The sequence below is a fragment of the Arthrobacter sp. zg-Y1110 genome, from assembly GCF_025244865.1.
Lineage (GTDB): Bacteria > Actinomycetota > Actinomycetes > Actinomycetales > Micrococcaceae > Arthrobacter_B.
The window spans coordinates 2,996,932-3,017,369 of record NZ_CP104272.1 but is presented as its reverse complement, the minus strand read 5'-3'; the positions used below and the strand labels follow the sequence as shown (position 1 = coordinate 3,017,369).

16 protein-coding genes and 1 pseudogene are annotated in these 20,438 nt (G+C 65.7%); 8 read left to right on the top strand and 9 right to left on the bottom strand.

The features are described 5' to 3' along the window. The 4 genes and pseudogenes from N2K99_RS14085 (at nt 1) to N2K99_RS14070 (ending at nt 3,142) form a co-directional block, all read left to right on the top strand. A complete protein-coding gene (locus tag N2K99_RS14085) occupies nt 1–645 on the top strand; it encodes a nucleotide exchange factor GrpE (protein WP_227919210.1) in 645 nt (214 codons plus the stop codon). Between the two features lie 137 nt (nt 646–782). Then, nucleotides 783–1,784, top strand: coding sequence for a DnaJ C-terminal domain-containing protein (locus tag N2K99_RS14080; protein WP_227919209.1), 1,002 nt, complete (start codon nt 783–785; stop codon nt 1,782–1,784). Between the two features lie 70 nt (nt 1,785–1,854). Further along, nucleotides 1,855–2,253, top strand: a pseudogene (locus tag N2K99_RS14075) (heat shock protein transcriptional repressor HspR); the annotation flags it as partial. A 151-nt stretch (nt 2,254–2,404) separates the two neighbouring features. Next, a complete protein-coding gene (locus tag N2K99_RS14070; RefSeq protein WP_227932917.1) occupies nt 2,405–3,142 on the top strand; it encodes an MOSC domain-containing protein in 738 nt (245 codons plus the stop codon). A 22-nt stretch (nt 3,143–3,164) separates the two neighbouring features. Here the strand turns inward: N2K99_RS14070 and N2K99_RS14065 are convergent, their stop codons facing one another. The 4 genes from N2K99_RS14065 to trmB form a co-directional block, all read right to left on the bottom strand. Further along, a complete protein-coding gene (locus N2K99_RS14065; RefSeq protein WP_227932918.1) occupies nt 3,165–3,791 on the bottom strand; it encodes a dihydrofolate reductase family protein in 627 nt (208 codons plus the stop codon). 126 nt (nt 3,792–3,917) lie between these two features. Continuing rightward, nucleotides 3,918–4,568: a bifunctional 2-polyprenyl-6-hydroxyphenol methylase/3-demethylubiquinol 3-O-methyltransferase UbiG gene (locus N2K99_RS14060; protein WP_227932919.1), complete on the bottom strand. Its 651-nt coding sequence runs from the start codon at nt 4,566–4,568 to the stop codon at nt 3,918–3,920. Beyond that, nucleotides 4,565–5,563 (bottom strand): NYN domain-containing protein, encoded by a 999-nt coding sequence (locus N2K99_RS14055; protein WP_227932920.1) that lies wholly within the window; start codon nt 5,561–5,563, stop codon nt 4,565–4,567. The genes N2K99_RS14060 and N2K99_RS14055 overlap by 4 nt, the downstream gene beginning before the upstream one ends. Nucleotides 5,564–5,570: 7 nt before the next feature. Then, entirely contained in the window at nt 5,571–6,437 is an 867-nt protein-coding gene (trmB, locus tag N2K99_RS14050; protein WP_227932921.1) for a tRNA (guanosine(46)-N7)-methyltransferase TrmB, read from the bottom strand. Between the two features lie 287 nt (nt 6,438–6,724). On the opposite strand from trmB, the gene N2K99_RS14045 reads away from it, so the two are divergent. Beyond that, nucleotides 6,725–8,347 (top strand): DEAD/DEAH box helicase, encoded by a 1,623-nt coding sequence (locus N2K99_RS14045; RefSeq protein WP_227919201.1) that lies wholly within the window; start codon nt 6,725–6,727, stop codon nt 8,345–8,347. Between the two features lie 75 nt (nt 8,348–8,422). Here the strand turns inward: N2K99_RS14045 and N2K99_RS14040 are convergent, their stop codons facing one another. Next, nucleotides 8,423–8,884 (bottom strand): pyridoxamine 5'-phosphate oxidase family protein, encoded by a 462-nt coding sequence (locus N2K99_RS14040; RefSeq protein ID WP_227919200.1) that lies wholly within the window; start codon nt 8,882–8,884, stop codon nt 8,423–8,425. 87 nt (nt 8,885–8,971) lie between these two features. Here N2K99_RS14040 and N2K99_RS14035 point away from each other — a divergent pair, with 87 nt between their 5' ends. Further along, entirely contained in the window at nt 8,972–9,433 is a 462-nt protein-coding gene (locus tag N2K99_RS14035; RefSeq protein WP_227919199.1) for a YccF domain-containing protein, read from the top strand. 16 nt (nt 9,434–9,449) lie between these two features. On the opposite strand, the gene N2K99_RS14030 is transcribed toward N2K99_RS14035, so the two are convergent. From N2K99_RS14030 to betT, 4 genes are all read right to left on the bottom strand, one after another. Continuing rightward, nucleotides 9,450–11,405: a penicillin-binding transpeptidase domain-containing protein gene (locus N2K99_RS14030; RefSeq protein WP_227932922.1), complete on the bottom strand. Its 1,956-nt coding sequence runs from the start codon at nt 11,403–11,405 to the stop codon at nt 9,450–9,452. A 91-nt stretch (nt 11,406–11,496) separates the two neighbouring features. Further along, nucleotides 11,497–13,068 (bottom strand): GMC family oxidoreductase, encoded by a 1,572-nt coding sequence (locus N2K99_RS14025; protein WP_227919197.1) that lies wholly within the window; start codon nt 13,066–13,068, stop codon nt 11,497–11,499. Between the two features lie 6 nt (nt 13,069–13,074). Then, a complete protein-coding gene (locus N2K99_RS14020; protein ID WP_227932923.1) occupies nt 13,075–14,559 on the bottom strand; it encodes an aldehyde dehydrogenase family protein in 1,485 nt (494 codons plus the stop codon). Continuing rightward, entirely contained in the window at nt 14,556–16,679 is a 2,124-nt protein-coding gene (betT, locus tag N2K99_RS14015) for a choline BCCT transporter BetT (protein WP_227932924.1), read from the bottom strand. Before betT ends, N2K99_RS14020 begins: the two co-directional genes overlap by 4 nt. A gap of 417 nt (nt 16,680–17,096) precedes the next feature. On the opposite strand from betT, the gene N2K99_RS14010 reads away from it, so the two are divergent. After that, the gene (locus N2K99_RS14010) at nt 17,097–17,693 is read left to right on the top strand and encodes an SRPBCC domain-containing protein (protein WP_227919192.1); all 597 of its coding nucleotides are present in this window, start codon (nt 17,097–17,099) and stop codon (nt 17,691–17,693) included. A 117-nt stretch (nt 17,694–17,810) separates the two neighbouring features. Then, nucleotides 17,811–20,435, top strand: coding sequence for an ATP-dependent chaperone ClpB (gene clpB / locus N2K99_RS14005; RefSeq protein WP_227932925.1), 2,625 nt, complete (start codon nt 17,811–17,813; stop codon nt 20,433–20,435). Nucleotides 20,436–20,438 lie beyond the last annotated feature (3 nt).

Sequence of the window (20,438 nt, the reverse complement as noted above, 5' to 3'; positions counted from 1 at the left end):
ATGCCGGCGGAAAACGAGCACGGGAACACTCCCGAAGGTGAAGAGCCCGTAAACGGCCAGGACACGCCCGGCACGGGCGAGACTGCGGATTCCGCCAACGGTGGCGCGGCAGGGGAGGAAGCTTCGGCTTCCGCCCCCGCCGCCGGAGCCGAGGGAGATGCACTCTCCCAGGCGGAGCAGATCCTGAACAACGCCGACGTACCGGCCCAGCCTGCCGCGTCCGGTTCGCCGGAGGCAGCTGAACTGCGCAACGACCTGCTGCGCCTGCAGGCCGAGTATGTGAACTACCGCAAGCGGGTGGAACGCGACCGCGACGTCGCCCGGGAGATGGCCGTCATCGGAGTCCTGAACTCCCTGATGCCCGTCCTGGACGACATTGACGCCGCACGCCAGCACGGCGACCTGGCGGAGGGACCCTTCGCCGCGATCGCCACCAAGCTGGAAAACTCGCTGAAAACGTACGGACTCAGCCGCATCGATGAGACCGGTGTGGAGTTCGATCCGAACATCCACGAGGCACTCATCCAGCAGCAGAGCGCGGACGTCACGTTCGATACGGTGACGCAGATCCTGAGGGCCGGCTACAAGTCCGGCGACCGGGTCCTGCGAGCCGCGCAGGTGATTGTTTCGGTTCCGGAACAGTAGTTGCACCGTGTCCGGGGCCGCCGTAAAGCGGCCCCGGACATTTTTCCATCGGCAGGTCCCGCAGCAGGGGCAGCAGGCCCGGCAGCCGTGTTTTCGCGGCAATGCAGCGGGATTCGCAAATGAGGAAGGGACACCAATTGGCTAGTCAGGATTGGGTCGATAAGGACTTTTACAAGATTCTGGGTGTTCCCAAGGATGCGTCCGACGCCGACATCAAGAAGGCGTACCGCAAACTGGCGCGGAAGTACCATCCCGATCAGAACCAGGGCGACGCCAACTCCGAGCGCATGTTCAAGGACCTCTCCGAGGCGTATTCGGTCCTGTCCGATGCCGAGGAACGCCAGCAGTATGACGCCATCCGTGCCATGGGCAGCGGCGCCCGGTTCACTGCCGGCGGCCCCCAGGGTGCCGGCGGCGGTGCCGGCGGGGCGGGCTTCGAGGACATCTTCGGGGACCTGTTCGGCCAGACCGCACGCGGCGGCGGCCGGCGGACCACCTTCAACGCGGGCGGCAGCAACATCCCGCCCGAATTCGCCGACCTTTTCGGCGGCGGCAGCGGCTTCGGCGGCGGCGGTTTCGGTGCCCCGCCGCCCACCAAGGGTGCGGACCGGACGGCCAGCACCACCATTTCCTTTGCAGGGTCCATTAACGGAACCGTGATCGGCCTGCGCGAACCCAGCGGCGAAGTGGTGGAGGTCCGGGTCCCGGCCGGCGTCAAGGACGGCCAGAAGATCCGGGTGCGCGGCAAGGGCCAGCCCGGCCCCGCAGGCGCGGGGGACCTGATGGTCACCGTCCACGTCACCCCGCACGACTTCTTCACCCGCGAGGGCAACAACATCCGGATCCACGTTCCGGTCTCCTTCCCCGAGGCCGCCCTGGGTGCCACCATCGAGGTGCCTACCCTCACCTCCGACACCGTCCGGCTCAAGGTGCCCGCCGGAACACCGTCGGGACGCACCCTGCGGGTCAAGGGCCGCGGCGTGCACACCTCCAAGGGCAACGGGGACCTGCTGGTGACTATCGACGTCGCCGTGCCCACCCACCTGAACAAGGACGCCCGGGAAGCCGTCGAGGCATTCGCCGACGCGACCAAGGGCGAGGACCCCAGAGCCGGATTGGCAGCAAAAGCACGGCTGTAATTCCGGCGCTCCGCTCCCCGGAGGGTTGAACTACCCGCGTTACCATTTCAACAGCAGTGAAGGAGGAACAATGGGCATAGACGTCAATGCGCCTATATTCGTGATCTCCGTTGCCGCTGAGCTCGCGGAGATGCATCCGCAGACCCTCCGGCAATACGACCGGCTGGGGATTGTCCGTCCCAGCCGGGCTCCGGGGCGGTCGCGCCGATACTCCCAGCGCGACATCGAACTGCTGCGCGAGGTCCAGAAGCTCTCCCAGGAGGGTGTCTCCCTCGAAGGCATCAAGCGGATCATGGAGCTGCAGAACCAAGTCACCGGCCTGCGTCAGCGGATTGTGGAACTCTCCACCGAACTGGACGAGGCCCAGCGCCGTACCCCCGACCGCAGCCGCGTCTTCGCTGCCGGGCTCGCCGGCGACGTCGTCACCCTCAGCCGCGGGCAGCGCCCGCCGGCCGCCGCCACCGCCGTCCAGCAGCTGGGCCTGGTCTCGCTGATGGAACGCCGGAGCCGGCTGCGCGCGCTTCCCGCCGGCAAGTCCGCCGAGCGGAACTACGCCGACGACGGCTACATCCAGTCGCTCTAAGCGCCGGCCTGCAGGGCCTTTATGACACAATGCCGGGATGCCATATGAGGAAACGCCGGTAGGCAGCGTCCAGGCCTTGTACCGCTATCCGGTCAAGTCGACCGCGGGCCAGGCGCTGCGCGCCTCCGCCGTGACCGACAGGGGATTGCAGCATGACCGCCGATGGGCGGTTTACACCGACGACGGCGGCATCGCCAGCGGCAAGCGGACGCGGCGCTTCCGCCCCGTGCCCGGGTTAATGCAGTGGTCCTCCAGCATCGAGGACAGTGAAACTGCGCCGTTGCTGCTGAGCCCTGAGGGCCGTCAATATCGAGTCGATGATCCGGCCGCCTCCCGGGCGCTGAGCGCAGCCTTCGGCCGGGAACTGACCCTGCGGACCGAAACCGCTGTCGGGCACCATGACGAGACACCCCTGCACCTGGTGACAACGTCCTCACTTGCGGCACTCGAGGGCCTGACCGGTGGTGCGGTGGATGAGCGCCGTTTCCGCGCCAACATCGTCATCGACACCGGTTCCCGGCTAGGGTTCTGCGAGGACGAATGGGTCGGCGCCGAACTGGTTCTCGGAGGCGAGGTTCTTCTGCGACTGGGGGAGGGGATGCCGCGCTGCGTGATGATCGACGAGACGCAGGCCGGTATCGCGGCACAGCGCAAGGCGTTGAAGCTTCTCGGCACGCACCACTCCACGGAATTCGGGCTGCAGGCACATGTCATGCGGACCGGGAAGCTGCGGGTCGGAGACGTCGTTACCCTTCGCCGCACCCTGACCGCATGACGGCCAGGTCCAGTCGCCCTGGTCAGGACCCGACGAGTCCGGTTCCGGGGGTCGGTCCCGCCCAGCCGTAGCGCAGGAGGACCGCTCCTTTTTCCGAAGCCTCCGGCGCCCCGAGCAGTCTCAGTTCCGCGGGCGGGCCGTCCGGAGGGAACAGGCGTTTCCCGGGGCCGACGACCACCGGATTCACCCACAGGTTCAGGGAATCGAACATGCCGCCCGCGACGAGGGTGCGCGAGAAGTCGATGCTCCCGATGACATGGATTTCCCGGTGCCGTTCCCGTAAGCCTGCCAGCGCCGCCGCCAGGTCTCCATCGAGGAGGTGCGAGTCCCGCCACCGGCCCAGATCCGGGGTTCCCCGCGACGCGACGTATTTGGGGACGGCATCGAACTTGCGTGCAATTCCGGAGTCCTCACCCTCCAGCTGGTGCGGCCAGTAGGCGGCGAAAATGTCGTATGTCTTCCGCCCCAGGAGCAGTGCGTCCATGGACTGGATGCCCTCGTCCACCTGGGCACCGATGGTTTCGTCGAGCAGGGGAGCCTGCCAGCCGCCGTAGGCGAAACCGCCCTCCAGGTCTTCCTCCGGGCCGCCCGGAGCCTGGGCGACGCCGTCCAGCGTCATAAAGAGGTCGATGGAAACACGGCCGGCCATGGTGCCCTCCCGTTTTGGTTACGGCACTGGGTAACGGTGCCAGGCAACATGCTCGCGACGCGGCGTGGCACCTGTCAATGGGCGGGAGGCGATCAGGCGGTCCCCGGGAGGGAAAACACCGGAGGGCTAGCGCAGCCGCCGTGCGCGCAACACAACATCCTCGGTGTGGTGGGCCCCGGCACCGCTGGCAACGTGCCGTGGGCGGGTTTCGTCGACCTCTATCCGCCAATCGTCATCGAGCAGTGCAGCCACGTCGGCAACTCCCACGTACTCGTGAAGATCAATTCCGCGGGCCTTTGCTTCCTCCGCAGTGGGCGGCGGATGGTGCACCCACAGGAGAACCCCGCCCGGCGCGACGGCGCGAAGCAGCGAGTGTTCCGCTTCGTTCCCGTCAGTCCGCAGGAGTACGGGGTACTGCGCCGAAACCAGGTCAAAGGACGCCGGCGGCAGGGCAGCCTCGACCAGACCCGCATGCACCCAGTCCACCCGGACCGAACGCAGCCCGGCTTGGCGGGCCGCCCGGGCGAGGGCTACCCCCGAGACGTCCAGTGCAGTGACGTCCCACCCCTGTTCCGCCAGCCACAGGGCGTCGGCACCCTCGCCGCAGCCCACATCCAAGGCGCGGGCGGGCCGGAGCCCCCGGGCCTCGCTGACCAGCACGGCATTGGGCTGCCCGCTCCACAGTTCGCCGCTGCCGGCGTAGCGCCGGTCCCACAGCTCCTCGACGGCTGCAGGATCCCGCGGCTGGGAATCGGAGGGCTCGGCGCTGCGTGTCAACGGCGGGTGTCAGCTTCCGGGCGAAGGCGGATAAGGCGCTGGGGCCCGTCGTCGTCCAGCTCCACCAGGTCGCCGTGCGAGGAGAGGAAATCGGTGAAGGACCGGAAGCCCAGCGGCTTCTCGTTGAAGGCCGGGTCCATCCGGCGCATCTGGTTCTTGACCGTGCCCGTGTTGAGCCACTCGTCGGCGTCGCCCTTCGCGTGGCCGATCTGCAGGGCCCGCACGAGGAGTTCCGTTGCGAGGACACCCGGGTCGACGTCGTCGGCGGGTTCCGGCTCCTCAAACCCGGCCTGGCCCGTGTGCGAGAACATGGGGACCGTAGTGAGCCTGCGCGCAGGGGCAGGGTCGGGCTGGGAATCCGTCGGGGCTGCGGTTTTCCCGGCAGCCGTATCCGACGCGGCCGGAGCGGCGGCTGCGGCTTCGATGCCGGGCAGCGAGTCGTAATCCTCGAATTCATCGCAGGCCGCAGCGAGGGAGGTGCTGGTCGACCCGGCAACACCGATGCCGACGACGAAGCGGCCGAGCCGCTTGGACTTCTGCGCGAGGGCAATGTAATCGCTGTCGCCGGCCACGATGATGACATGGGTCAGGTCGGGCAGGCGGAAGAGGTCTTCGACGACGTCCACGGCGAGGCGGATGTCCGCCCCGTTCTTGGTACCGCGCGTGGTGGTGGTGAACAGCTGCGTGAGGTCCACTGCCCGGGACATCAGCTGGCGCTGGTAACTCGCGTTCACGGGCACCGACCAGTCGGCATAGGCGCGGTTAACCACGAGGGTTCCGAAGGAAGCGGCGAAATCGATAATTGCGTTGAAATCCACCGTGGCTGCGGTGAGTTTGGCGGCAACTTCGGGATCGGCCTCGCGGTTCGTCCGGTCGAAATTGCGGATCCCGTCGCGCTGGAACGCGTTGCGGCCATGCAACTGCTGATAGCGCGAGATAACAATGTTGTCGAAATCGATGTAGAGACCGACGCGTGCGTCGTTCGGTTCAGTCATTTTTGAGTCAGATCCTTCGGTAAGCAAGGTCGAAAATCAGTCGGCCGGCCTCGTGGGCCTTGTTCTCGAAACTGGTCAGTGTCCGGCCTTCGAAGCGCGGGGCCCAGCCGCCGAGGGTATCGACGTCGTCTTCCGGCGCCTTGTTCTCCAGGCCTTCCCGGCGCACGCGCGTCAGTGGGCTGTCTTCACCGGCACGCTCGCCGGCGTGCAGATTCTCGAACCGCGCCGATGCATCCAGCACGTCGCGCATCTGCACGGCGTAGTCAGACCAGTCGGTTGCCAGGCGCCACGTGCCGCCGGGCTCCAGCACCCGGGCCACCAGCTCGGCAAAGGACTCCTTGACCAGGCGGCGCTTGTGGTGGCGGGTCTTGTGCCAGGGGTCGGGGAAGAACACCCAAACCTCAGCCACGGACCCGGCCGGGAGCATGCTGGTGAGCACCTCCGGGGCATTTGCCTGGACCACGCGGATATTCGTCAGGCCCTTCTGGCCGATCCGCTGCAGGGTCTGCGCCAGGCCGGGGAGATAGACCTCAACGGCCAGGAAGTCCTTGTCCGGATTCTGCTCGGCGGCATGGGCAACGGCTTCGCCCAGGCCCGAACCGATTTCGACGACGAGGGGAGCGGTGCGCCCGAACTCGGCGGCGGCGTCGAACACGTATCCGGGGTGCACCGAGGTGTCCGCTTCGTCACGTGGGACATCCACCACGAAGCGGTCGGAAAGTTCGTCCCAGGCCTGCTGGCGGCGGCCCTGCAGACGCGAGCCGCGCCGGACAAAGGACACCGGAGAGCGGAAATGCTGCTCCTCGTCGGAGCCGGTGGCGGGATCCGCCGGCCCGGTTTCGGCGGCGTCGGGCAGGGCTGGTTCAGTAGTCATCACTGTTAATGCTATCGGCTGGCACGGCCCCGGATTTCACCGCCGTTGCGGCCCCCGATTAGGAAAGATTCCGCATTACGGTAAACTGGAGGCAGATGTTGGTCCTGCCACTGTTGAACCATGCTTAAAATCCAAGGTTTGAACAGTGTGTGTAAGCAGTCCAGCCTGCGTCGATGAACGCTTTCTTTTGTCCCGCTTCAGTGCGGTAGACACTGTCTGACTTTTCTTCGGCGAACCCCCGGCCCAAACGGCGTTGGGGGCCTCTTACCGAAAGTTGCCTGTTTTTAATGACCACTTTTGCTGCCCTTGGTGTGCCCAAGGCACTTGTTTCCTCCCTCGCCGCCGCCGGAATTGACGAGGCCTTCCCCATCCAGGTGGAAACCCTTCCGGACACACTCAAGGGCCGTGACGTCCTGGGCCGTGGCCGCACCGGTTCCGGCAAGACCCTGGCATTCTCCCTCCCGCTGGTCGCCCGGCTGGCCGAGAACGAAGCAGCCTACCGTCGCCGCCCGAACCGCCCGCTGGGCCTGGTCCTGGCTCCGACCCGCGAACTGGCCACGCAGATCAACAACGTGATTGAGCCGCTCGCGAAGGAACTGGGCCTGAACACCACCGTGATCTACGGCGGCGTATCCCAGCAGCGCCAGGAAAAGGCACTCAAGGCCGGCGTCGACATCGTCATCGCCTGCCCGGGCCGCCTCGAAGACCTGATGAAGCAGAAGGTCATCAGCCTCGAGTCCGTCGAGATCACCGTCCTGGACGAGGCCGACCACATGGCGGACCTCGGCTTCCTGCCGGTTGTCCAGCGCCTGCTGGACCGCACTCCGGAAAAGGGCCAGCGGATGCTGTTCTCCGCCACGCTGGACAACGGCGTGGACAAGCTTGTCCGCCGTTACCTGTCCAACCCGCTGACGCACTCCGTGGATGAGCCGCAGGCCGCGGTCTCCACCATGGAGCACCACGTGCTGCTGGTCCAGGACCAGACAGCCAAGAAGCTGCTGGTCAAGGAACTGGCCGGTGGCCAGGGCCGCCGCATCATGTTCATGCGCACCAAGCACCACGCCCGCAAGATGGCCCAGTTCCTCACGGACAACGGCATCCCCACGGTGGACCTGCACGGCAACTTGTCCCAGAATGCCCGTGACCGCAACCTGGCGGAGTTCGCTTCCGGCGACGTCCGCGTCCTGGTCGCCACCGACGTCGCCGCCCGCGGCGTCCACGTGGATGACGTTGAACTCGTGGTCCACATTGATCCGCCCACGGAGCACAAGGCCTACCTGCACCGTTCAGGCCGTACGGCCCGCGCCGGATCCAGCGGAACCGTGGTGACGCTGACCCTCCCGGAGCAGAAGAGCGAGGTGTCGAAGCTGATGAAGGCTGCCGGCGTCGACGTTTCCATCGAGAAGGTCAGCCACAATTCGCCGTCCATCGCCAAGCTTGTCGGCGAACGCGCGGCCGTTGTGGAACCGCACGTGCGCGCTGCACAGCTCGCGGCCAAGTCGCCGCAGCAGGGCGGCGGGCGCTCCACCGGCGCCAACGCCCAGCGCAAGCGCGCAGCCCGCAGCACGGGTGCTCCCCGCGCCGGCGGACGCGGCGGTACAGGCGGACGCGGCCGCGTTTCGGCTGAACGCCCGGACCGCAGCGAACGCAATGACCGTGCCGTCGACGACGTGCGTACGCAGCGTCCGGCCCGGTCTTCGGACGGACGCCGCAACAGCGCCTCGGCCGCGACCGCATCCGGCCGCAACCGCCGCCCGGCAACCGGCCAGCGCGCCGAGGGCGCCGGCAGCGGCCAGCGTGCAGGCGGGGCCTCCCGCGGCGCCGCCGGTGCAGCTTCCGGCCGTCCGGCACGCGCCGCCGGTCCCCGCCGCGCCACCGCGCCGGCGTCGAACGAACGCCGTTCCCGCTAAGGCATAGCAACAGCTACAAGAGGCGCCGCACCCACGAGGTGCGGCGCCTCTTTCGGCGTCTTCTGCTTTAGCGGGCTACTCCGTGTACAGCCCCATTCCACGCAGCACATTGCGGCGGGCAGCAATGGAGATAAGGAACCGGCGGCCGGTTGTCAGTTCCGGTTCAATGCGGACAAACGCGTTTTTCGTCCCCGCCTGCCACGGGAAGAGCGGGAGTTCCTCGGAGTCCATGATCTCCGAGAAGTCTTCGAGCAGGGTGGCTCCGCCCTTAAGTACCACGCTCCAGGCGGAGGACAGCGTGTCATCGTAACCGTCGATTTCGAACGCAACCCGGTTGCCCGAGAGCGCACCGGCCAGCTTGGTTCCGGCCGAGGTGCGGAAAACCACTGTGCCTTGGTCAACGGCGAAGTTAACGGGGAAAATCTCGGGATGTCCGTCGACAATCACGGCGAGCCGGCCGAACTTCGCCTGCCGGACATAGGTCCAGCACTGGCTGGAGGTCAGGTGGTCTGCGGTGTTCTCGTCGCTGATCGGCATGGCGCCAGTCTAGGGCAGGTGCAGGCGGGCGGGTATGCAGGCGGCCAAGCCGTGGCTAATCAGTACCGGGTGGAGAACAATGGATCCATGAAAGCGATCCTGAACGTCATCTGGCTTCTGTTCGGCGGTATCTGGCTTGCCCTCGGTTATGCACTGGCGGGTGTGGTCTGCTGCCTGCTCATTGTCACTATCCCGTTCGGTATCGCATCCTTCCGTATCGCCAACTACGCGCTCTGGCCGTTCGGCCGGACGGTCGTGGACCGGGGCGGGTTCACCGGTCCCCTCAGCCTGCTGGGAAACATCATCTGGCTGCTGCTGGCCGGCATCTGGATCGCCATTGGACACATCCTCACGGCCATCCCGATGTTCGTGAGCATCGTCGGGATCCCGCTGGGCATCGCGAATTTGAAGATGCTGCCGATTTCGCTGATGCCGCTGGGCAAGGTAATAGTGCCTACGGACACCTGGCAGATCACTCCGTACGCCGGGAACGCATACCGGCAGCCCGGCTACCAGGGCCGGGTTGCACCCCAGCAGTGGCCCTCCTGAGCTGTTCCCTTCGCGCTTAGCCCTGGGCGCCCTCGAGGAAGGCCTTCATCAGCGGTCCGCCCGAGGTAGAACCCCGCTCGCCCTGCTCCACGAACACTGCAACGGCCAGGTCGCCCTGGATGGCCAGCACCCATGCGTGGGTTTCCGGCGGTGTCTGGCTGCCGAACTCAGCGGTTCCGGTCTTGGCGAGCACGGGATCTCCCGGTACGCCGAGCAGCATCTGCACTCCGCCTTCGGCGACGACGGCGCGCATCATCTCCCGCAGCGATGCGGCTTCCCCTGCCGTGAGGTTGCCCGGCACGGAAGCTGTCGTTTCCGGAGCGGAGGCGGTGGGCGAAGCCGGAGCGGACCCACCGGCCGGGGCCGGCGAGGCGGATTCCCGGATCAGCGTGGGGGAGACCCGTTCGCCCTTGCCGATGGAGGCACCGGCAACCGCCATGGCCAGAGGGGAGACCAGGACCTGGCCCTGTCCGATCAGCGAGGCTGCATGTTCGGTGCCTGCAGCCTCCGCAGGCACGGAGCCCAGGAACGCGTCCGTGCCGATCGAAGCATCCACACCGATACCCAGGTCTCCGGCGGCAGCGGAGAGGCTCTGCTGGGAAACGGTGCCCTGGGCATTGAGGAAGGCAGTGTTGCAGGAGTTCGCGAATGCCGTGCGCAGCGGGATGCTGCCGGTGGCCTCGGCCGGGTAGCCGGGGACGTTGTTGAACTTCCGGCCGTCGACGTTGAGTTCGGACGGGCACTCCACGGTGCTGGCCGGTGTGGTGCCGTTGCGCAGCATTGCCAGCGCGGTGGCTGTCTTGAACGTGGATCCCGGCGGGTACTGGCCCAGGAGGGCGGTTTGCTGGCCTTCGCTGCCGGGGCCGTTCGCCACGGTCAGGATCTCACCGGTGGAGGGCTGGATAGCCACGATGGCGGACGCCGACGGTTCTTCTTCCAGGATTCCCTCCGCCAACTGCTGCAGCCGCGGATCCAGGGTGGTCTGCAGATCAGTGCCCGTCTGCGGATCGATGCTCTTCACGGTGTCGCTGGTTCCTGCTTCATTCTCCACGGTGACCGTAACGCCGGGACTGCCCTGGAGCTGCGGGTTGTACTGCTTCTGCAGCCCGGAAAGACCGGTCTGGTCCCCTGCGGACACCCTGCCCTCGGATTCCTCGACCAATTCCGCAGTCGCCTCGCCCACGGTGCCCAGCAGGGCGCGGGCAAAGCCGCGGGTGGGCGCCAGGATCCGCTGCGCGGGAAGGGCTAGTGCGCCGGGGATGGCTTCGATGGCCGCCGGGGTTGCCGGTCCCTCCGCTTCCTCACGCTGGACAATCGCCTCGACAAAGGCTTCGGGGCCGGAGGCCTGCACCTGTGCGGTGTACGGGGCGGGGTCCAGTCCCACCAGTTCGGCCAGCGCCGCCGACGACGACGCATACTGATCCTCGGAGAGGTCCGGCTTGTTGATGCCGATGCGGAGCACCGGCCGTGCGTTCATCAGGGGTTGCCCGTTGCGGTCCAGGATGTCGGCGCGGCCGCCGGGAGTGGTGGAGCGGACCAGCCGATCGCCGTCGACCAGGGGACTGAACAGTACGGAGGGTGCCCACTCAACGAGCCACTTGTCGTCCTCTCCGCGGCGGAGCTGGGCGGAGCTCTCATAGGTCCAGTCCGGCTCCGAATCGCTGTTGACGTCCCAGGCATAGGTCAACCGTGCGGTGGCGGCGGAGTCGTCGTCCTCGTCTTCGTCAACTCCGGCCACTGTAACGTCAGGGCGGAGCGGGCCCATGTCGGCGAGCAACTGTTCCAGCTCGGCGTTCACGTCGGCGGGGGTGCCCGCCGTAAAGGCAGACGCCGAAACGTCCAGTTGGCTCAGGCCCTCCGCCAACTCGGCGGCGGCGTCGCCAGGCGCCGGTTTGTCCCCCGAGCAGGACACCAGGGTCAGGGCCAGGGCGGCCACGGCAAGGACGGAAACGGAAGTACGGTTTTTCCCCATCCGCACAGGCTACCCGGGGTGGGCCCCGACTTTGGATTCCGGACACGTAAAAGGGCGGTGCGGAAGTCCGCACCGCCCTTTGTCCCGGGTGTTACGCCGTGCGGGCTGCCTTGATCAGGTCCGCGCAGCGTTCGCCGATCATCATGGTGGTGATGTTCGGGTTCACGGTCACCAGCTCCGGCATCACGGAAGCGTCCGCGACGCGCAGGCCGGTAACACCCTTGACCCGTAGCTGGGGATCAAGGGGAGACATGACGTCGTCCTCCGCGCCCATCCGAACCGTGCCGGCCGGGTGGTAGACGGTGTTGTGCGTCTTTTTGATGTATTCGATTATCTGCTCGTCGGTTTGCACCTCTTTGCCCGGGTAGAGTTCCTCGCCGACCCACTCCGCCATGGCAGGCTGGGAAACGATCTCCCGGGCCTTCCGGATGCCGTAGACCATCACGCGCATGTCGTGCGGGTCGGTGAAGTAGCGCGGATCAACCATCGGCTTGTCACGGAAGTCCCGGCTGCGCAGCCGCACGGTGCCGCGGGAACGGGCGTGGGTGACGTTGGGGGTCAGGCAGAACCCGTTCTCGGTGGTCGGGTAGCCGTGGCGCAGGGTGTGCATGTCGAACGGCACCGATCCGTAGTGGAACATCAGGTCGGGGCGGTCCAACCCGTCTTCGGTGGGGGTGAAAATCCCGATTTCCCACCACTGCGTGGAGGTTTCGGGCATCGGCTTTTTCGCCTCCCACTGAATCACGCCTTCGGGGTGGTCCTGCAGGTTCTCGCCCACGCCGGGGGAGTCCACCCGGACTGCGACGCCGCGCTCCTCGAGGTGTTCCTTCGGGCCGATGCCGGAGAGCATCAGCAGTTTCGGTGAGTCGATCGCTCCCGCGGAAACCACGGTTTCGATCCGCGCACGCAGATAATGTGCGCGGCCGAACGGGTTATCGACGACGGCAACACCGGTGCAGCGGTTCGCGTCGTCGAAGGTCAGTTCCTTCGCCAGCACGCCGGTGAGCAGGGTGAAGTTTTCCCGCTCCATGATCGGGTGGATGTAGGAGACCGACGACGAGGACCGGGTGCCGTCGGCGCGGCGGTTGATCTGGAAGAAGTTCGCGCCGTTGATCACCGTCTCGCCGGTATTGAACTTCACCTTCGGAATGCCGGCCTGCTCGCAGGCTTCCAGCAGGGCGACGCCGCACGGGTCCTCGGCGGGGATGTTCATCAGGTGCACGGGGCCGGAGTCGCCGTGATGCGGCGCGTCGGGGCCGGCGTCCTCGTTGGTCTCCAGCTTCCGGTACAGCTCCCAGGCCGTCTTGGCGTTCCAGCCCTCGGCGCCGAACTTGGCTTCCCACTCGTCGATGTCCTCGCGCGGGGCCCAGAACGCGATGCAGGAGTTGTGGCTGGAGCAGCCGCCCATCACCTTCGCGCGGGCATGGCGCATGAAGGAGTTGCCGTTCTCCTGCGGCTCAATCTGGTAGTCCCAGTCATAGCCGGATTCGAGCAGTTCCATCCAGCGGTCCAGCTGCAGGACTTCCTGGATGCCGCGGTCATCGGGCCCGGCTTCGATCAGGGCCACCTGGACATCCGGGTCCTCGCTCAGCCGGGCAGCCACGGCTGCGCCGGCGGAACCGCCGCCCACCACGATGTAATCGAATTCGGTCTGATCAGCCATGTGGTGCTACGCCTTTCCGTGGTCGGCGAACCAGCCGGTCACCTGCGGGTTGATGTTGTGGTAAATGTGCTTGGCTTCCTGGTACTCGCCCAGACCGGTGGGTCCCAGCTCCCGGCCGATGCCGGACTGCCCGTAACCGCCCCACTCCGCCTGCGGGAGGTACGGGTGGAAGTCGTTGATCCAGACGGTGCCGGCGCGCATCCGGCGGGCCACCCGCTGGCTCTTGCCGGCGTCCTGCGTCCAAACGGCTCCGGCCAGTCCGTAGTCGGTGTCATTGGCCAGTTTTACGGCCTCTTCCTCGCCGTTGAACGTCTCCACCGTGACAACCGGGCCGAACGCTTCGTCCTTAAGCGCAGCAGTGCCGCTGTCCACGTTGTCCAGCACGGTGGGGGCGTAGTAGAAGCCCTTCTCGAGGTCGCCGGTGCCCCAGGTTCCACCGCAGCGGATACGGGCGCCTTCTTCCACGGCCTTGTTCACGTACGCGGTTACCTTGTCACGGTGGGCAGCGGAAATCAGCGGTCCGGTTTCGGTGGCCGCATCGAAGGGCCCGCCCATCCGGATCATTTCGGCGCGGCGTGCCAGCTCGGCCACGAACCGTTCAGCGATGGGTTCCTCCACGAGGAGCCGGGCGCCGGCGGAGCAGACCTGGCCGGAGTGGACGAAGGCGGCATTGAGCGCGTTGTCCAGGGCGGCGTCGAAATCGGCGTCGGCAAAGATGATGTTGGGGTTCTTGCCGCCCAGTTCCAGGGCGACCTTCTTGACCGTCTTGGCCGCGGAGGCAGCGATGACCTTGCCCGTCGCCACGCCGCCGGTGAAGGAGACCAGGTCGACGTCGGGGGACTCGGAGAGCGGCGCGCCGGCCACGGCTCCGGCGCCGAGCACCAGGTTGGCGACACCGCGGGGCAGGCCCAGTTCCTCCAGCACCTGCATCATGAGGATGGAGGTGTGCGGGGTCAGCTCGGAGGGCTTGAGGATGAAGGTGCAGCCCGCGGCCAGTGCGGGGGCGATCTTCCACGCGGCCTGCAGCAAGGGGTAGTTCCACGGTGCGATCAGCCCGCACACGCCGACCGGTTCGTATTCGATCCGGCTGACGACGTCGTTGTTGCCGGCGTCGACTATCCGGCCGGCGTTGGATCCGGCGATCTTGCCGAAGTACGTGAAGCAGGCAGCGATATCGTCCATGTCGATTTCGCTTTCCACCAGGCGCTTGCCGGTGTCCCGCGTTTCAGCCAAGGCAAATTCGTCTTTGCGTTCCTTGAGCCGGGCGGCAACCTTCAGCAGGAAGTCGCCGCGTTCCGGGGCGGGAACACTGGACCATTCCCCGCGTTCCCAGGCAGCCTTGGCAGCGGTGATGGCCTTTTCCGTGTCTTCACGGGTGGCTTCGGAGACCGTGGCAACAAAGGTGCCGTCCGCAGGGTTGTGGATGTCGCGGGTGCCGCCGTCTGACGCGGGCACCCACGCTCCGTCAATAAACAAAGTGGCAGTGGTCATGCTTTTCCCTCCTCGCTGACAAAGTCAGCTTCCCAGTTGTCTTTCGGAACCTGGTCCTCCGCGATGGAGGTATTGCCCGGCGCCTCGCGGTTGAGGTGCAGGAATTCCAGGTGGGTTTCGTAGTGGTCCAGGACATCGGTGATGACCTGTTCCTTGGTGTAGCCCATGAGGTCGTAGCCGTGGCTGCCCTCCAGGGAGAAAACCTCCATGCGGAAGTACTTGCTGTCCGCCGACGCGTTGTGCGCGTAGGAGGGCGTGTCGTACTGCACGGGGTAGATCTGGTACTTGAAGCCGCGTTCCTCGGCCATTCCCACCTGCAGGTCCAGATGGTGGATGCCGTGCGGGGCCGCTTCGCCCTCGCAGAGCACAACGTCCGCGCCGCGTTCCCGAAGTTCGTCATGGACTTCCTGCAGTGCCGGCCGGGCCACTGCCTGGAGGAACCGCTCCGCCTGCCGCGGGCCGGGGTAGGTCATCACCCGGGAGAGCCGCTGCCGCCAGCTTCGGCCGCTGCGCGCGTCGAGGCTGCGGCCCGCGATGATGCCCGGCAGCGAGGCGCGGTAGCTGTCGGTCAGCGTGTTCTCCACGCGCAGGGCCTTATAGACCCCGAGCATGATGAACAGCAGCAGGATGGACAGCGGCAGGCCCATGATGATGGTGGCGTTCTGCAGTGTGGTCACCCCGCCCACCATGAGCATCGCCAGGGTAAGCAGGCCGGTGGCCACGGACCAGAAGACCCGGAGCCATTTGGGTCCGTCAGAGTCGGCGTCCTTCAGATGGGACGTAAAGTTGGCCATCACCAGGGCTCCGGAGTCCGCGGAAGTGACGTAGAACAGCAGACCGGTAAAGGTGGCGATGGCTGCCGTCGCCGGGGCCCACGGATACTGTTCAAGCAATCCGTAGAACGCCCGTTCGGGCTGGTTCATGGCTACCTCGCCGAAGGCGGCGTTGCCGCCCATCACCAGGTCGAGGGCCGAATTGCCGAAGATGGAGATCCACAGCAGAATGAAGGCGAACGGGACAATCATGGTGCCCAGTACAAACTGCCGGATGGTCCGGCCCCGGGAAATACGGGCGAGGAACAGGCCCACGAACGGCGCCCAGGCAATCCACCAGGCCCAGAAGAACAGCGTCCAGGAGCTCAGCCAGTCGTCCGGCCGGTCATAAGCCATCGTGTCCATGGTCATGGCCGGGAAGCGGCTCAGCACGTCGCCGACATTCTGGACGATGCCGTCCAGCAGGAAATTGGTCTTGCCGGCAACCAGGACGAAAAGCATCAGCCCGACGGCGAGGATCACGTTGAGCTCGGAGAGCCGGCGGATGCCTTTTTCGACACCGGAGACCACCGAGACCGTGGCCATGACCACGGACAGGGCAATCAGGGCTATCTGTACGGTGAGGTTTTCGGGCAGCCCGAACATAAAGCTCAAACCGTAGTTCAGCTGGACGACGCCGATCCCCAGGGATGTAGCAATGCCGAAGATGGTGCCAAGCAACGCGGCGATATCCACCCCGTGTCCGATGGGCCCTTCAATTTTCTTGCCGAAGATCGGATACAGCGCGGAGCGGATGCTCAGGGGGAGATTGTGCCGGTAAGCGAAATAGCCCAGGGCCAGCCCCATCAGTGCGTAGAGGGCCCAGCCGGTAATGCCGTAGTGGAACAGCGTCAGCACCAGCGCCTGGCGGGCAGCCTCGGCCGTGGCACCGTCTCCGGACGGAGGAGCGAGGTACTGGGTGACCGGCTCGGACACCGAGAAGAACATCAGGTCAATACCAATGCCCGCCGCAAACAGCATGGCTCCCCAGGTGAAGAGACCGAACTGCGGTTTGGAGTGGTCGGGGCCAAGCTTCGTTTTCCCCACCCGTGTCAGCGCAGTGGCCAGTACGAAGATCACGACCAGGCTGACCACCAGGAAGTAATACCACCCCATATTTACTGAAACCCAGCCGACCATGGAGCCGATAACGGATTCAGCGTTTTCTGTGGCCAGCATGGCCCAGAGGGCAATCGCAAGGATTCCCGTTGCTGAACCAATAAAGACCGTCGTATTAACCCGGGTCCGGGGAGCGGCCGGAATCCCTGTTTCGGGCTCCTCTGTCTCCGGTTCCGCAAGTCTGCTCATGGAGTCGATCCTTCGGGTTGCTTTGGAGTTGGAATGCGCTCCGGCAGCCTGGAATGTTTGAGGTGCCCACGGCAACGTACCGGCCTGCTGCGGCAGTGCGGCAGGTCTCACGGTTGGCGGCAAAGTGCGGGCTCCCGGAGGCATTTCGAATCTATCAAAGGGATTTGCGCTGTTCCGATTTCCTTGACGTGGATCACAATCGGTGTCCGTCCGCTGGGATGCCGCGGCTGGTTTGCCGCCGGTCGGGAGCCCTGTGCAGGGCATGTTTTCCCTGCTACGGTTTTTGGAAACGGCCTCAGGACGTGGCCTTATAAATACAACTCGCTTCCACCGGCACCCTGCGGACAGCCGGAACGGCCGCAATGGCCGCTGGAGGACCGGATCGGTTGCCGGTTGTTTTACGGCAGGAGTGGGCAAATGTCCGATCTGGACATGATTCTCGAGAAGACGGTGCGGTCCTACGGGCGGCGGCAGATCCAGGCCGGCCACGCACTGATGATCGTTATGGCACGCGATATTCCATACCCCATCGGAGAAGTGTGGTCTGCGCTCGCAGATCCGGAACGATTGGGTCAATGGGTGGCGCTTCCGGAAGGGGACCTGCGGCGAGGCGGCACCTACAGCCTCCCGGACGGATCCCACGGAGCGATCCTTCGCTGTGACGGACCCCGCCTTCTGACGGTGTCCTGGGCGCGGGAAGGAACGTCGTCTGCAGAGGTGGAATTTCACCTGACCGGGGAGAACGGAAATACCCGGTTGGAACTGCGGTACGCGTCGGTGCGCAAGGGATTCGCGGTAACAGCGGCCCCCGGCGCAGGACTCTGGACCGGCGGTGCGGGGTGGGAATATTTCCTCGACGTCATGGAGGACTATCTGGCCGGGACTATCCCCGAGGAGCCGCCCGGAATCCGGTTTGAAATCGAAGCAGCCGGGCCGCTGGCGCAGCTCTTTGAAGCGCGGAACGAACGCTGGCGAAGGACCGCAGACGAATTCGACCGGGAGCACATCCCCTAGGCGTCCCCAGGCCAGCGGAGGTGCTGTGGACAACTTTACTTCCAAAGTTGAGCGAATTAGACTCAACTTTATTTAGCATTGCGGAAGCATTCTTCGCTGAGGTTTTGAGGAGCCACCGTGGACACTAAATTCACGAACAAGAGCCAGGAAGCACTTTCGGCTGCGGCCATGAACGCGAACACTGCGGGGAATCCGCAGATTGAACCGGCGCATCTGCTCAAAGCGCTTATGGATCAGCGGCAGGGGGTCGCCGTCGCCCTCCTGAAGGCTGCAGGAATCAATGTGGACACCGTCAGTGCCGCTGCCAGCACCGCCATTCACCAGCTGCCTTCCTCCTCCGGCAGCTCGGTGGCGCAGCCCCAGTTTTCCCGGCCCTTGCTTCAAGTCATCAACGCGGCGCAGCAGGAGGCAGAACAGCTGGGGGATGCCTTTGTCTCTACCGAACACCTCCTGCTCGGGTTGTCCCTCGACAACGGTCCCGCAGGAAAAGCGCTTCGGGACAACAACGCCGGGCACGACGCGCTCAGCGCCGTGCTTCCAACCGTACGAGGAGACCGCAAAGTGACCAATGCCGACCCGGAGAACACGTTCCAGGCCCTGGAAAAATTCAGTACCGACCTGACGGAAATGGCCCGCTCGGGCAAGCTGGACCCCGTGATCGGCCGGGACGCCGAGATCCGGCGCGTCATCCAGGTGCTCAGCCGCCGTACCAAGAACAACCCGGTACTCATCGGCGAGCCGGGCGTGGGCAAGACGGCCGTCGTCGAAGGACTGGCCCAGCGCATCGTTGCAGGGGACGTGCCCGAGAGCCTGAGCGGCAAGACCCTGCTGTCCCTTGACCTTGGATCCATGGTCGCCGGTGCCAAGTACCGCGGCGAGTTCGAAGAGCGGTTCAAGGCCGTGCTCGAGGAAATCTCCAATGCCGAAGGCCAGATCGTCACCTTTATCGACGAGCTGCACACCGTAGTAGGGGCGGGTGCGGCCGAAGGGTCCATGGACGCCGGCAATATGCTCAAGCCAATGCTGGCGCGCGGGGAGCTGCGGCTGATCGGCGCCACCACGCTGAACGAATACCGCGAAAACGTTGAAAAGGATGCGGCATTGGAGCGCCGTTTCCAGCAGGTATACGTGGGCGAGCCCAGCGTCCCGGACACCATCGGCATCCTGCGCGGCTTGAAGGAGCGGTACGAGGCCCACCACAAGGTCGCCATCGCCGACTCGGCCCTGGTTGCCGCCGCAACGCTGTCCAACCGCTACATCACCGGGCGCCAGCTTCCGGACAAGGCCATTGACCTGGTGGATGAGGCTGCTTCCCGGCTGCGGATGGAAATCGACTCCGCCCCCGAGGAAATCGACGAGCTCCGGCGTGCCGTGGACAGGCTCACCATGGAGGAACTCGCACTGGCGAATGAAACGGACGAGGCTTCGATTGAGCGGCTGGCCGTCCTGCGCGAAGACATGGCGAATAAGAAGGAACAGCTGGCCGCGCTCAACGCCCGGTGGGAAGCCGAAAAGGCAGGACTCAACCGGGTCGGCGACCTCAAGGCAAAGATCGACGAGCTGCGCAGCGAGGCGGAGAAATTCCAGCGCGACGGCGACCTCACGGAAGCCTCCCGCATCCTGTACGGGGAAATACCTGCCCTGCAGAAGGAATTGGAGGCAGCTCAGCAGGCCGAGGAGAACAGCTTCGGCGAAGAAACCCGGGAACTGATGGTCTCCGAGGAAGTCACTGCGGACGACATCGCGGAAGTGGTCTCTGCCTGGACGGGCATCCCCTCCGGACGCATGCTGCAGGGCGAATCCCAGAAACTGCTGGACATGGAAGAAGCCATCGGCTCGCGCCTGATCGGGCAGAGCAAGGCCGTGGCCGCGGTCTCCGATGCCGTGCGCCGCTCACGGGCCGGTGTCAGCGATCCGGACCGGCCCACCGGTTCCTTCCTTTTCCTTGGCCCCACCGGCGTCGGCAAGACCGAACTGGCGAAGGCCCTGGCGGACTTCCTCTTCGACGACGAGCGGGCCATGGTCCGCATCGATATGAGTGAGTACTCCGAGAAGCATGCGGTGTCCCGCCTGGTGGGTGCGCCTCCCGGATACGTGGGCTATGAAGAGGGCGGCCAGCTCACCGAAGCCGTGCGCCGCCGCCCCTACTCGGTGATCCTGCTGGACGAAGTGGAGAAGGCGCATCCGGACGTCTTCGACATCCTGCTTCAGGTGCTCGACGACGGCCGGCTGACTGACGGCCAGGGCCGGACGGTGGACTTCCGCAACGTCATCCTGATCCTGACGTCCAACCTCGGGTCCCAGTTCCTGGTGGATCCGGGCCTGACCGAGGAGCAGAAGCGCGAATCGGTGATGTCCATGGTCAACGCGAACTTCAAGCCGGAGTTCCTTAACCGGCTCGACGACGTGATCCTGTTCGATCCGCTGAGCCTGGAGGATCTGACCCGGATCGTGGACATCCAGGTGCGTGCCCTGGCCAACCGCCTCCACGAGCGCCGCCTGGTGCTGGATGTGACCGATGCGGCCCGGGAATGGCTGGGCCTGACCGGCTACGATCCGGCCTACGGTGCACGGCCGCTACGCCGCCTGGTGCAGCGGGAAATCGGCGACCAGCTGGCCCGCGGGATCCTGGCCGGAAAGATCAGCGACGGCAACACAGTGCTGGTGGATAGGCCGTCAGACGGGCTGGACGGCGACGGGCTGGTGGCCGAGCCCGGGCTTACGGTGGCAGCGGTCGCTTAGGTC

Excerpts from the sequence above, each read along its gene's own strand:
- N2K99_RS14085 (WP_227919210.1), top strand. The coding sequence starts at position 1 with ATGCCGGCGGAAAACGAGCACGGGAACACTCCCGAAGGTGAAGAGCCC.
- N2K99_RS14070 (WP_227932917.1), top strand. The coding sequence starts at position 2,405 with ATGCCATATGAGGAAACGCCGGTAGGCAGCGTCCAGGCCTTGTACCGC.
- N2K99_RS14065 (WP_227932918.1), bottom strand. The coding sequence starts at position 3,791 with ATGGCCGGCCGTGTTTCCATCGACCTCTTTATGACGCTGGACGGCGTC.
- N2K99_RS14055 (WP_227932920.1), bottom strand. The coding sequence starts at position 5,563 with ATGACTGAACCGAACGACGCACGCGTCGGTCTCTACATCGATTTCGAC.
- trmB (WP_227932921.1), bottom strand. The coding sequence starts at position 6,437 with ATGACTACTGAACCAGCCCTGCCCGACGCCGCCGAAACCGGGCCGGCG.
- N2K99_RS14045 (WP_227919201.1), top strand. The coding sequence starts at position 6,725 with ATGACCACTTTTGCTGCCCTTGGTGTGCCCAAGGCACTTGTTTCCTCC.
- N2K99_RS14040 (WP_227919200.1), bottom strand. The coding sequence starts at position 8,884 with ATGCCGATCAGCGACGAGAACACCGCAGACCACCTGACCTCCAGCCAG.
- N2K99_RS14035 (WP_227919199.1), top strand. The coding sequence starts at position 8,972 with ATGAAAGCGATCCTGAACGTCATCTGGCTTCTGTTCGGCGGTATCTGG.
- N2K99_RS14030 (WP_227932922.1), bottom strand. The coding sequence starts at position 11,405 with ATGGGGAAAAACCGTACTTCCGTTTCCGTCCTTGCCGTGGCCGCCCTG.
- N2K99_RS14025 (WP_227919197.1), bottom strand. The coding sequence starts at position 13,068 with ATGGCTGATCAGACCGAATTCGATTACATCGTGGTGGGCGGCGGTTCC.
- N2K99_RS14020 (WP_227932923.1), bottom strand. The coding sequence starts at position 14,559 with ATGACCACTGCCACTTTGTTTATTGACGGAGCGTGGGTGCCCGCGTCA.
- betT (WP_227932924.1), bottom strand. The coding sequence starts at position 16,679 with ATGAGCAGACTTGCGGAACCGGAGACAGAGGAGCCCGAAACAGGGATT.
- N2K99_RS14010 (WP_227919192.1), top strand. The coding sequence starts at position 17,097 with ATGTCCGATCTGGACATGATTCTCGAGAAGACGGTGCGGTCCTACGGG.